This is a genomic window from Novosphingobium sp. TH158, assembly GCF_002855555.1.
Lineage (GTDB): Bacteria > Pseudomonadota > Alphaproteobacteria > Sphingomonadales > Sphingomonadaceae > Novosphingobium.
The window spans coordinates 732,931-745,119 of the sequence record NZ_PKRT01000001.1 but is presented as its reverse complement, the minus strand read 5'-3'; the positions used below and the strand labels follow the sequence as shown (position 1 = coordinate 745,119).

The 12,189-nt window shown below is 64.9% G+C and carries 13 protein-coding genes; 9 read left to right on the top strand and 4 right to left on the bottom strand.

What is annotated here, in order from left to right:
• Positions 1–1,359, bottom strand: a complete 1,359-nt coding sequence (locus tag C0V78_RS03685; RefSeq protein ID WP_173843328.1) for a peptidylprolyl isomerase — start codon at positions 1,357–1,359, stop codon at positions 1–3.
• Positions 1,360–1,500: 141 nt separating this feature from the next.
• Positions 1,501–3,816: an LPS-assembly protein LptD gene (locus tag C0V78_RS03680; RefSeq protein ID WP_254049806.1), complete on the bottom strand. Its 2,316-nt coding sequence runs from the start codon at positions 3,814–3,816 to the stop codon at positions 1,501–1,503.
• A gap of 92 nt (positions 3,817–3,908) precedes the next feature.
• Here C0V78_RS03680 and C0V78_RS03675 point away from each other — a divergent pair, with 92 nt between their 5' ends.
• The 5 genes from C0V78_RS03675 to C0V78_RS03655 all read left to right on the top strand — a co-directional run bounded on the left by C0V78_RS03675 (position 3,909) and on the right by C0V78_RS03655 (position 7,057).
• Positions 3,909–5,366, top strand: coding sequence for a leucyl aminopeptidase (locus tag C0V78_RS03675; protein ID WP_101796482.1), 1,458 nt, complete (start codon positions 3,909–3,911; stop codon positions 5,364–5,366).
• Positions 5,366–5,797, top strand: a complete 432-nt coding sequence (locus C0V78_RS03670; protein ID WP_101796481.1) for a DNA polymerase III subunit chi — start codon at positions 5,366–5,368, stop codon at positions 5,795–5,797. Before C0V78_RS03675 ends, C0V78_RS03670 begins: the two co-directional genes overlap by 1 nt.
• A gap of 81 nt (positions 5,798–5,878) precedes the next feature.
• Positions 5,879–6,301: a nucleoside-diphosphate kinase gene (ndk, locus tag C0V78_RS03665; protein ID WP_101796480.1), complete on the top strand. Its 423-nt coding sequence runs from the start codon at positions 5,879–5,881 to the stop codon at positions 6,299–6,301.
• Positions 6,302–6,448: 147 nt separating this feature from the next.
• Complete coding sequence (locus C0V78_RS03660; protein WP_101796479.1) at positions 6,449–6,709, top strand: YdcH family protein; 261 nt, start codon at positions 6,449–6,451, stop codon at positions 6,707–6,709.
• 102 nt (positions 6,710–6,811) lie between these two features.
• A complete protein-coding gene (locus tag C0V78_RS03655; RefSeq protein WP_101796478.1) occupies positions 6,812–7,057 on the top strand; it encodes a hypothetical protein in 246 nt (81 codons plus the stop codon).
• 11 nt (positions 7,058–7,068) lie between these two features.
• On the opposite strand, the gene purN is transcribed toward C0V78_RS03655, so the two are convergent.
• Both purN and purM read right to left on the bottom strand, forming a co-directional pair.
• Positions 7,069–8,064: a phosphoribosylglycinamide formyltransferase gene (purN, locus tag C0V78_RS03650; RefSeq protein WP_101796477.1), complete on the bottom strand. Its 996-nt coding sequence runs from the start codon at positions 8,062–8,064 to the stop codon at positions 7,069–7,071.
• Positions 8,015–9,106 carry a phosphoribosylformylglycinamidine cyclo-ligase gene (purM, locus tag C0V78_RS03645; protein ID WP_101796476.1) on the bottom strand — a complete coding sequence of 364 codons (1,092 nt, stop codon included), beginning with the start codon at positions 9,104–9,106 and terminating at the stop codon, positions 8,015–8,017. Before purM ends, purN begins: the two co-directional genes overlap by 50 nt.
• Positions 9,107–9,177: 71 nt before the next feature.
• Between purM and C0V78_RS03640 the strand changes: the two genes are divergently transcribed.
• The 4 genes from C0V78_RS03640 to C0V78_RS03625 are packed head-to-tail and all read left to right on the top strand — an operon-like array spanning position 9,178 to position 12,160.
• Positions 9,178–10,467, top strand: a complete 1,290-nt coding sequence (locus C0V78_RS03640; protein WP_101796475.1) for a hypothetical protein — start codon at positions 9,178–9,180, stop codon at positions 10,465–10,467.
• Between the two features lie 3 nt (positions 10,468–10,470).
• Entirely contained in the window at positions 10,471–11,082 is a 612-nt protein-coding gene (locus tag C0V78_RS03635; protein WP_101796474.1) for an ATPase, read from the top strand.
• A gap of 29 nt (positions 11,083–11,111) precedes the next feature.
• A complete protein-coding gene (epsC, locus tag C0V78_RS03630; protein ID WP_101798177.1) occupies positions 11,112–11,822 on the top strand; it encodes a serine O-acetyltransferase EpsC in 711 nt (236 codons plus the stop codon).
• On the top strand, positions 11,819–12,160 hold the full coding sequence (locus C0V78_RS03625; RefSeq protein WP_101796473.1) for a DUF2794 domain-containing protein: 342 nt from the start codon (positions 11,819–11,821) through the stop codon (positions 12,158–12,160). The genes epsC and C0V78_RS03625 overlap by 4 nt, the downstream gene beginning before the upstream one ends.
• Positions 12,161–12,189: the final 29 nt, after the last annotated feature.

Sequence of the window (12,189 nt, the reverse complement as noted above, 5' to 3'; positions counted from 1 at the left end):
TCAGTTGTATTCGATGACCGCGTCGCGGCGCAGGTCGCGCATGTAGGCCTGGGCGCGCTTGTTGACGCGGTCGTCCTCCATCTGCGACATCATGTCCTCGAACTTCGGTCCGGAATCGACCTGCGGATCGTCACGGCCGCACAGCATGAGCATGCGGACGCCTTCCTGGATCGATCCGAACGGCGGCGTGGTTTCACCCAGCGAAAGCTTGAGCAGCGATTCCTGAAGCGGACCGGGCAGGTCACGCGCCTTTACCTGATCGTTTTCGACGACCTGTGCGCCGATGGTCTTGGCCACTTCACCGACATTGCCGCAGCCCTTGGCGCCCTTGATTGCCGTGGCGAAATCGGCTGCGCGCTTGGTCGCGTCTGCTTCGCTGGTGCCGGCAGGGAAATCGATCGAGATCTGCTTGAGCGACAGCATGGCATCGCGCGGATCGGCGGTCAGCACGGCACGCTTGTCAATCAGCACGAGGATCGAGAAGCCGCCCGGGATCTGCACCGGCCCGACAAGCTGTCCCGGCTGGAGGCCTTGCGCTGCGCCGGCCAGTTCGGTGGGCAACTGGGCAAGGCGGATCCAACCGAGATCGCCGCCGACGCTCTTGGTCGAGGCTTCGGAATAGGTCCGCGCCATGGCCGAGAAGCTGGCGCCCTGCTTGATCTGCTCGACGATCTTCTTGGCGTTTTCGTAAACCGGCGCCTGGGTTTCTGGGGTCGCGGCAAGGAAGATTTCGCCGATGTGGTATTCCTCGGTGCCCTTGGCCGCCTTCAGGCGCTCCATGGCTTCCTTCACCTCTTCCTCGGAGACGTTGACGAAGGGGTGCACGTTGCGGCGCAACAGCATGTTCCACGCCAGTTCGCCACGGATCTGCCGCTTGAGCGAATCCACCGATGAACCGATGCGCTTGAGGTAGCCTTCCATCGCCTTCGGGTTCTGCGGGAAATTCTGCTGGGAAAGCCGGGCGAACGACTGGTCGACCTCGGCGTTCTTGACCTCAAGCTCCTGGGCCTTGGCTTCCTGGATCTGGAGGGTTTCGTCGATCAGGTTGCGCAGGATCTGCAGGCGCAGGCGCTCCATTTCCTCGGGCTGGATCTTGCCCTGGTTGGCCGCGACGACCAGCGCCACGCGCTCGTCCACCTCGGTTCCGGTGATGATATCGCCATTGACGATCGCGGTGGCGCGACGGTTGTTGGGATCGTTCTTGCCGAAGATCGTGACGTTTTCCGGGATCGAGATCGTACCGCGGGGCGCGGGCTCTCCCGCATCCTGGGCCACTGCACCGGCGCCCAGCGCCGCAATCGTGAGGGCCAAAATGGATCGGCCAAGAGGAGCCAAGCGAGAAACTCTAGTCACCGTCATCCAATTCCCGTTTGCGACAGGCGAAGCCTGCCCGAATATGCGTGCGCCATTGCCGCCTTCCGGCTTAACCTTAGCTGAGCATTGCGGCAGGGGCGATAGCCGCTTTGCCAACCTGTGGAAACTCCTGACTGCGGCAAATCGTCAGCGCAGGCCAAGGTTGCGCAGCGCGAAGTAGATCTGGAACGTGTTGCCGCGCACAGCGTCGCCCGTTGCGACGAAATCGCGCCGCCAGGTGAGCGCCAGCTCAAGGCAATCATCCTCGTAGGCCACGCCGAGGCGCGTGCGCAGCGGTTGCCAGCCGTCGGAGGTGTTGAGCGGGTCTTCGTTCTGGTTGGTCATGTTGATGACCCCGGAACCGAAGACAGACCAGTGCCTGCCAACCTTGGCGCGTGCGGAAAAGCGCAGTTCTTCGCGGTCCTGAAGATCTTCCACGCTGGTAATGTCGCGGTTGAGCCGCAGGTAGCCGACTTCGAAATAGGTCTTCTGGCTGCCGATGGTCGCGTCGAACTCGTTACGGCGGATCGCCAGGTCGTCCTTGTCGAGGCGGAAACGATGCGTCAGCTTGACGATGTCGCGGAAACGCACCTCGGTCCGCCCGACGATATCGGACGCGCGCTTGTTAAGCCCGGTGCCGTCCGGAAACAGGGTCGGCTTGCTGGTCAGGCGATAGGACTGGCCGATGGTCGACTTCACGCGCCAGCCCGGTGCCTGCCACTGCCAGTCAACGCCATAGGTGAAGCGCACGCCGTCTTCGATCCGGTCGTAACCGGGAAAACGGTTTAGCGCGAAGAGGTTCGAATCCTCAAGGTCGATCGCGCGCGCATCCTCGTTCGGCACGGCAAGGTTGCGGATCGTCGGGCTGGCAACGATCTGGAACCGCGGCGTCAGCACCTGGGTGCCGTTCATGAACTGGCCGACCAGCGGCCACTTCACGTCCACGGCCGCGGTTGCCAGGGCGCGGGCCTGCCAGCCGGGCGATCCGCGGTAACTCGGGGTGCTCGTCAGCGCGTTATCGGACGAGTGGTAGATATCGCCGCGAGCCAGCCCGGTCAGCGTGATCAGCTGGCCCATGCCGGTCATCCGGGTCAGGTCCCACTTTGCGCCGGCAAAGGCGCGCTGCGTTTCCTGCCCGCTGGTGCGGCTGATGGCCAGCGAGTTCAGCTGCAATTCCACCTTGCCGCCCGCCACGTCCGAAATGCGGCGGCGATAGTCGATCACGGGCAGCGCCACGGGGACGAGGCCCTGACGAACGCCCACGCGCATGGTCTGCGTTGCCCAGCCGGAAACGGACAGGTAGCTTTCCGGGGCAATGCGCTCGAGCTCGATGGTTGAGCGCAGGCGATCATCGCGGCTGATGTCGTAGCGGCGCAGGAAAGTGCGGTCGCTGGCGACGCGGATCGAGGAGGTGAGGCTCCATTCCGGGTCGAATTGCAGGCGGCCGTTGCCGAACAGGTATCCGCGCGCAACCGTCTTGCTGCTGCCGCCCGGCGTGCCGACCGGAATAAGCGAGCTTCGGGTGAGGTAGCCGGTCACCTGGAATGCGCCGATGTCGGTCAGTTGCCGGTACTGCGCCGAGATCATCGGTGCGGCCTTGGTGAAGATATGCCCCTTCACCTGAACGTCGCGGTTGTTGGCCAGGCGTTGATAATAGCCCTCGCTCAGCTCGATGCCGTTCGAGGCCGAGAGCCGGATATCGGGGATCAGCAGGCCGGAAATGGCGCGGCCATCCGTCGCCAGCATCAGGCCGGGCAGGGGGAAAAGCGAAATGCCGAACAGTTCGATGCGCGCCCCGCGAAAACGCAGGTTCTTGCGCGCCGCATCATAGGTAACTTCGGCGGCGTTGACCTTCCAGGTCGGTGTCTTGGGGCAGCCTTCGTCATCCTCGACCGCGCAGCCGGTGTAGGAAGCGCGGGTAAGGACGATATTGCCGTTGGCATCCCTGCGTCCGCCCTGGGCTGCCAGGCGCCCGCCTTCGCGCAGGGCGATCAGCAGGTTCTCCATGGCCCCGGCCTTCAGTTCGTCGGTCAGTTCGACGCGGTCGGTGAAAAGCTGGTTGCCGTCCTTGTCGACCATCCGGATGTTGCCGGCGGCGACGATTTCTCCGGTCTTGCGGTTCCAGGTAACCGAATCGGCGCGGACCGACTGGCCATCCCGGCGCAGCACCACTTCGCCCGAAGCGGTGACCTTTTCCTCGTCATAGGCGTAATCGACGCGGTCCGCCTCGAACCCGATGGGCTCGTCGGATGCCGCAACGCCCGAGAAGGGAACGGCCGCCGGCTCGTCCTTGGGGTTTACCGCGTGCTCGATCGGGCGCTGGGCCTGCGCGCTTGTCGTGGCGGCATCCTGCGAAAGGGCGGGCGTGCCGATCAGCACCAGCGCCAGCGATGCGGCACCAGCCAGCCAGCGGTGCAATCCATGCTTTTGCGTCATTTGGGCGGAAACGGGCACCGGGAGCATGGCTTGCCTATCGCACTGCCCGCGCCTAACTGCAATCCGCGATGGCGGTGGAATTGCCCATGCCACCGCAAACAGCTTCGTCCGGAGTTTTCATGAAGATTTCTTTCGCCGCCGCACCCGCCGCCAATGCCCGTGTGATCGCCCGTCTGGTGAACCAGGATGCCTTGCCTGCCGACCTTGAGCCCGCTGTTGTCGAAGGTGCGCGCTCGACGCGCTTTTCCGGCAAGTCCGGACAGGTGTTCGAAGCCTTCGTCCCGCGCGAAGGCTCTGTGGTCCGGCTGGTCCTGCTTGGTGGTGGCGAAGCCGGCGATGCGGCGCGGCTGGCCAACCTGGAAAAGGCCGGCGCGGCGTTGACCGCACGGCTGCTGACCTCTGGCGAGACTTCGGCAACGGTCGACTTTGCCGGGTCCGCAGCCTCTGCCAACGAGGTTGCCGCGCTGCTGCTCGGCACGCGCCTCCGCGCATGGCGCCATGATGGCTATCGCACGACGATGAAGGATGAGCAGAAGCCTTCGCTGGCAGAAATCATTGCAGCCGGCGCGCCCGCCGGCGCCGAAGAGGCCTGGCAGGATGCTTTCGCCGTGGCGCAGGGGGTTGAGTTCACCCGTGAGCTGGTGACCGAGCCCGGCAATGTCATTTACCCCGAATCTTTCGTGCATCGCTGCATCAAGCGCTTCGAGGGGACAGGCCTTGCCGTTTCCGTCCTCGACGAGACGGAAATGCAGGCGCTTGGCATGGGGGCGCTGCTGGGCGTCGGGCAGGGCTCGGCCCGTCCGCCGCGCCTGCTGGTGATCGAATGGAACGGCGGCGGCGATGCCCGCAAGACGGCCTTCGTTGGCAAGGGCGTCACTTTCGATACCGGGGGCATCAGCCTGAAGCCCGGGCCCGGCATGGAGGACATGAAGTGGGACATGGGCGGGGCAGGGGCCGTTGCCGGCACCATGCTGACGCTCGCCCTGCGCAAGGCCAAGGCGAATATCGTTGCGGTCTGCGGCCTGGTCGAGAACATGCCCGATGGCAACGCGCAGCGTCCGGGCGACGTGGTCAGGACCATGTCCGGCCAGACGGTCGAGGTGATCAACACCGACGCCGAAGGCCGCCTGGTGCTGTGCGATGCGCTGACCTGGGTGCAGAAGAACCATTCGCCTGCCGCCGTGATTGATCTTGCTACCCTGACCGGCGCGATCATCGCCACGCTGGCGCACGAATATGCCGGCATCTTTACCAACGACGATGCCTTGGCCGAAAAGCTGACCCGGGCGGGCAATGCCAGTGGCGACAGGCTGTGGCGCCTGCCGATGGGCCCGGCCTATGACAAGATGATCGACAGCCCGATTGCCGACATGAAGAACATGGGCGCCAAGTTTGCCGGTTCGATCACCGCGGCGCAGTTCCTCCAGCGCTTCATTGAAAAGGGCACGCCCTGGGCGCACCTCGACATTGCCGGCATGGTCTGGGCCGACAAGCCGGGTGCGACGTGGGACAAGGGCGCCACTGGCTACGGCGTGCGCCTGCTTGACCGCTTCGTGCGCGACAGCCTGGAGAGCTGATGCGAGTCGATTTCTACCAGTTGAGCCGCGATCCGGCCGAACAGGCGATCGCGGCCATTGCTGCGAAGGCGCTGGCCGGTGGTCAGCGGATGCTGGTGGTTGCCGATGACGATGGCCTGCTCGATCGGGTGAGCGAGGCGCTGTGGTCCACGCGCGAGGCTTTTCTGGCCAACGGCAAGACAGGGGCGGGCCATGAAGACCGCCAGCCGGTGCTCCTCTCGCCGGCGCTCGAAGCGGCCAACGGGGCGAAGATCCTGGCGCTGGCGGACGGCAAGTGGCGCGAGGCCGATGGCTTCGACCGCGTCCTGCTGTTTTTCGATGGCAGGACCATCGACGATGCACGGGGCCTTTGGCGCCGGCTGCGCGAGCGCGTGGGCGTTGAGCGCAATTACTATTCGCAAGCCAGCGGCCGCTGGGAAAAGACCGGCTGACGCGCGATCTTGCAGCGCAGCATAATCCCGGCTAGGGGCGCGCCAGCAATTTCCCCCACCTTACCATTCAAGGACAAGACCATGGCGGTTACCCGCACCTTCTCGATCATCAAGCCCGACGCAACCCGCCGCAACCTGACCGGCGCGGTCACCAAGATGCTTGAAGAAGCCGGCCTGCGCGTCGTCGCTTCGAAGCGCATCCACATGACCCGTGAACAGGCCGAGGGCTTCTATGCGGTGCACAAGGAACGCCCCTTCTTCGGCGAACTGTGCGAATTCATGATGAGCGAACCGGTCGTCGTCCAGGTTCTTGAAGGTGAAGACGCGGTTGCCCGCAACCGCGAAATCATGGGGGCCACCAATCCGGCCGATGCCGCCGAAGGCACCATCCGCAAGACGCACGCCCTGTCGATCGGTGAAAATACCGTCCACGGTTCGGACTCGGACGAGAACGCTGCGATCGAAATCGCCTTCTTCTTCAAGCCGGAAGAAATCGTCGGCTGATCTGTCCCCCCGCGGACAGGAGCAAGGGGCCGCCGGAGCGATCCGGCGGCCCTTTTGCATGGGGATTTGCGCGAGTTTGACCTAAAGCAATGCGCCATTCGCAGTGGCGGCGATGATGCGGACAACAACAAAAGGAAGGAACCTTGAATGTCCCATACGCCGCATGAACTGGCTGATGAATTCCACAACGATCGCGCGCTTCTGCACGAACTCAAGCTGAGCAATCCGCACTTCGTTACCCTGGCGGATCGCTATCATGATGTGAACGGCGAGATTCACCGCATTGAGGCAGAGATCGAAACGCCTTCCGACGAATATACCGAGACGCTGAAGAAGAAGCGGCTTGCCTTGATCGACGAGATCAGCGGCATCATTTCGAAGGCCCGCACCGCCGAAAAGGCGGACTGACGCAGGCAGATTGCCGGACAGGGGCCGTCGGAGCGATCCGGCGGCCCTTTGCATTGCCCTCGGGCTGCCGTGCCCCTATTTCCCGACTGAAGGAGAGTTCAGATGCAAGGCATGGGTGAAGCGAACGAGGCCTGCCCGTTCGAGTTCAACTTCGATGAGAAGACATTCAAGGTCGGCGATACGGTGAGTTACCGCGTTACCGGCAGCCTGGCCGATTTCCCCTTCGTCGGGCGGCTGGTCGAGGTTCACGAAGACCATGTCATGATCGCGGGCGATCCCAACGATCCTGCCAAGCTCTACCGCGGTACGCGGGAGAGCCGGCCGGTGGTGGACGAAAGCGAGATCTGAACCTCGCCCCCTCAGAACTGGTCGGCTGCGGCCATCAGGTTTGTCAGGCGGCGAGGGGCGGCCGAGCGCCAGCTGCGCTCAAGCCATTCGCCGATGCCCTGCCAGTCGACTCCCGGCCGGTTCAGGATGACGCCGACCCAGCCCGAAGCACCGTAATAGGCAGGCCGGAAATAGGCATCCGGGTTGCTTTCGATCAGCCCGTCCATTTCGTCGGCACCGCTGGTCTTTACCAGCAGCGCGATGTGCGGCGTGCCGTGGTGCTGATCGTTGAAATGGGCGAAATACTTGCCGCCCACCCGCCAGCCGGGCGAACCGTGCGATGGGCGTTCCTCGACCTCGGGCAAGGCAAGCGCGCGCTCGCGAACCTGTTCCAGAAGCCAGTCGGCGCTATTCTCGCGCGTCACCAGCGCGGACAGGCAGCGCGAGTAAAGCTGGTGTTCGGCGATCAGGACGCGGGCCGCCAGGCTGTCTGCCGTGTCGCCCGGGAGGATCGCAACCGGCGTCTGGCCCAGCATCGGGCCGTCATCCAGCTCTGCGGTGACGAGGTGCACGGTGCAGCCACCGTGGCTGTCGCCTGCTTCCAGCGCGCGTTCGTGCGTGTGCAGGCCCGGGTATTTCGGCAGCAGCGAGGGATGGATATTGAGCATCCGCCCCTCCCAACTCGAAACAAATTCCGGCGTCAGGATGCGCATGTAACCGGCCAGCGCTACATATTCCGCGCCGCTGGCCCGGATGGCAGCGTCCATCGCCTTGTCGTGGTCCGCACGCGCCATGCCCTTGTGTGACAGGGCGAAAATGGCAACGCCCTCTGCCTCGGCCAGCTTCAGGCCCTTTGCTTCGGGGTCGTTGGCGGCGACGAGCACCACTTCATAAGGGCAGCCATCCGCCCGGCTGGCATAGAGCAGCGCTGCCATGTTGGTGCCGCTGCCCGAAATGAGGACGGCAACCCTGGCGCGCTCAGGCAAGGTGCGTTGCCTCCCAGACCGCGCGCGCGCTCCAGGTTTCATCGTCGCCTTGCACGGTGCAGCCGCGATCCCCGGCCTCGATAGCGCCGATGACGAACACGGTTTCGCCAGCAGCTTCGAGATCGGCCTTGAGACCGGCCACTTCGTCAGCGGCGACCGCCAGGACCATGCCTACGCCGCAATTGAACGTCCGCGCCATTTCTGCCGGTTCGATGTTGCCCTGCGCCTGCAGGAAAGCCATCAGCCGCGGCTGTTCCCATGCGCCGGCATCGATGCGGGCGTGGAGCCCTTCGGGCAGGACGCGGGGGACGTTCTCGAGCAGGCCACCGCCGGTGATGTGGGCGAGGGCGTGGATACGCCCCTGCCGGATCAGCGGCAGCAGGCTCTTCACATAAATTCGGGTCGGTTCGATCAGGGCGTCGATCAGCAGCCGTTCCTGGTCGAACAGGGCAGGGCGATCGAGCTTCCAGCCCTTGTCCGCGGCAAGCCGGCGGACAAGCGAATAGCCGTTCGAGTGAACGCCGGAACTGGCAAGGCCGAGCAGCACGTCGCCTGCCGCAACCTTGCTGCCGGTCAGCTGCTCGCCCCGCTCGACGGCACCGACGCAGAAACCGGCCAGATCGTAATCGCCAGCAGCGTACATCCCCGGCATTTCCGCCGTTTCTCCGCCGATCAGCGCGCAACCGGCCAGCTTGCAGCCTTCGGCTATGCCGGCAACGACACGTTCCGCCACGCCATTGTCCAGCTTGCCGGTCGCGAAGTAATCGAGGAACAGCAGCGGTTCGGCGCCCTGCACGATCAGGTCGTTCACGCACATGGCGACAAGGTCGATGCCGATCTTGTCGTGCCGGTCATGGTCGATAGCCAGCTTGACCTTGGTGCCGACCCCATCGTTCGCGGCGACAAGCAGCGGGTCCTTGTAGCCGGCAGCCTTCAGATCGAAGAAGCCGCCGAAGCCACCAAGCTCCGCGTCCGCACCCGGGCGCGCCGTTGCCTTCGCCAGCGGGCCGATGGCCTTTACCAGCGCATTTCCGGCCGCGATCGAGACGCCGGCCTGCTCGTATGAATAGCTCTTTTCAGACATCGCGGCGGCCCTAACCTTTTCCTGCTTGGATTTCCACGGATGATTGGGCAAAAGGCCAGCGGTTTTCCCCGATGGCAGTCGCACTCGATCATCCCAGCCCGCAGGCACAAGCGCCCGGACGCAAGGCCAATGTGCTCAAGGCACTGGCCGCGGCCGCCGCAATCGCGCTGGTTGTCGCCGGTTCCGTGCGCCTGATCGCACAGATCGAAGGTGATCGTGGCATCAATCCGATCGCCGTTTCCCGCGATATCGAGGTGTCGGGAATCGAAGTTAACGTGACCGGCAAGACAGCGCAGGAAGCGCGAGAGGCCGCCTGGAACGAGGCGCGGCGCAAGGCTTGGGCGCAAGCCGGCGGGCCTTCCATGCCCGACGGACAGATCGAGTCGCTGGTGGCATCCATCGTCGTCGAGCGCGAACAGATCGGTCCGCGCCGCTACATTGCCACGCTCAGCGTCATATTCGATCGGGCGAGGGCGGGGCAGTTTATCGCCTCGGGCGACGGCACGATTGCGCGCCATTCGGCCCCGATGCTGACCATCCCGGTGCTCTATTCCGGCGGAGCGGCGCAGGTTTACGAGGTTCGCGGGCCCTGGCAGGCGGCATGGGCCCAGTTCCGCGCGCCTGACAGCGGGATCGATTACGTCCGCCCGTCGGGCAGCGGTGGCGATTCGCTGCTGCTCACCGCCGGCCAGACCACGCGCCGCAGCCGCGCCTGGTGGGGCAACATCGTCGATCAGTTCGGCGCATCCGACATCCTTGTGCCCGTGGCCCGGCTTGAGCGGCAGTGGCCCGGCGGTCCGGTGCGGGGCACCTTCACCGCGCGTTACGGCCCGGACAATGTCTCGCTCGGCGGTTTCACCCTGACGGCGAACAGCGAGGCTGAATTGCCTGCGATGCTGGCAAACGCGGTGAAGCGGATCGACGGGATGTACAACGATGCCCTCGCCAAGGGCATGCTGAAGCCCGATGCGGCGCTTCGCCAGCAGTCCGAAATCGACCCGACGCTTGCCGCCATCATCGCGGCCGCCGCGCGGCAGGAAGCGGCCAATGCGCCGGCAGCCCAGGCCACGCCCGGAGCAAGCCCGACGGCATCGCCAAGCCCCACTCCTACCGCCGAGGCGAAGATCAGCACCATCACGGTCCAGTTTGCATCGCCTGATGCGAAGGCGGTCGATGGCGCGCTCTCCTCGGTTCGGAGCGTGCCCGGCGTGCGCGGAGCCTCGACCAGCAGCCTTGCCATGGGCGGCACCTCGGTCATGCGCGTAACCTTTGCAGGTTCGATCGAGGAACTGCGCGATGCCCTGCGCGCCCGGGGCTGGTCGGTCTCCGCGGGCAGCAACGCCCTGTCCATCAGGCGCTGATCCGTGCGACAGATCCCGCTTCCGCTCGGCACGGGTGCCGGCCCTTCGCGCATCGTTGTGGGCAGTGCGAATGCCGCGGTGATCGATGCGCTTGGCCACGCGGCGGAATGGCCCTTTCGCACGGCGGTGCTTTTCGGTCCGCCGCGTTCCGGCAAGTCGCTCCTGGCGCGCTGGTTCGCCGATAGCGGGGCGGGTGATGCCATCGATGATGCCGAGCGCCTTGACGAGGCAGACCTTTTCCATCGGTGGAACCGCGCGCAGGAAAGCGGGACACCCCTGCTTCTGGTGGTCAATTCGCCCGAAGGTGGCTGGAACATCGCCCTCCCGGACCTGCGATCGCGCATGGGCGCGGCGCTGCATCTTGAAATCGGCGAACCTGACGATGCCATGCTGACCGAGCTGATAGCCATCCATGCAGAGATGCGAGGGCTTGCCCTGGGGCCCGATGCGGCATCTTACCTTGTCCCTCGCGCGGAGCGTTCCCATCTTGGCATAGAGCGGCTCGTTGCGGCGATCGACCGGTTGAGCCTTGAGCGCAAGCAGGCTCCCACGCTGGCGATCTGGCGCGATGCGCTGGACGAAACCCTGGGGGCAAGCCAACCGCGCTTGCTTTGACCGCGCGAATGGGGGACAATCGGAACCTGATGTTGAAAAGCCTGACCGACTACCTGGACTCGATCGTCTCGCGCGATCCGGCACCGCGTTCGCGGTGGGAAGTGCTGCTTTATCCGGGGGTCTGGGCGCTCGGCTGGCATCGCGTGGCCCATTGGCTGTTCGAAGCGCGGCTGTTTTTCCTCGCCCGGCTGGTGAACCACATTTCGCGCTTCTTTACCGCGATCGATATCCATCCCGGCGCGACGATCGGCCGGCACCTGTTCATTGACCACGGTTTCACCGTCATCGGCGAAACGGCCGAGATCGGGGATAACGTCACGATTTACCAGTGCGTCACGCTGGGCGGCACCAATCCTGCCAATGGCGTGGGCGGCAAGCGGCATCCGACGCTGGAAGATAACGTTATCGTCGGTTCGGGCGCGCAGATTCTCGGGCCGATCACCGTGGGCAAGCGCGCGCGTGTGGGCGCCAATGCGGTGGTGACCGAGGACGTGCCCGAAGGCGCGACGATGGTGGGCGTCAAGGCGCGCTCCACACTCGTGCCGGTCGAGGCCTGGCAGCGCGATTTCGTGCCCTACGGCACGCCCTGTTCCGACCGGTTCGATCCGGCCACGCAAAAGCTGGAAATCATCCAGTGCGAGCTGGAGACCCTGCAGAAGCGGCTCGCCCTGCTGCTTGAGGAGCGTGATGCCGGAGCGGCCAAGGGCGTCACGCGCAAGAAGGGCAAGAAATCGGCTTGAGTGCGGTTGTCACTCCGTTCCCCGGCGGACAGCCTCCCCAGGTCGGCTTTGACCGCACCGAACTCCAGCGAATCCTCGATCTCTATGGCCGCATGGTCGCGGCCGGGGAGTGGCGCGACTATGCCATGGATTTCAGCCGCGACGCCGCGGCGTTCTGCGCATTTCGCCGGGCTGCGGAACGGCCTCAGGTGCGCCTGGAAAAGCGCCCGGCCTTGCGATCCCGCCAAGGCATGTGGACGCTTTTCGGAGAGTCCGGCCAGATCCTGAAGCGCGGACACGAATTGAGCGGGGTGCTTTCCCCGCTGGAGCGCCGGTTGGTCAAGCTCGTCGAGGAATGAGGTTCCGGGACCGGGGCAGGGCAGGCAGT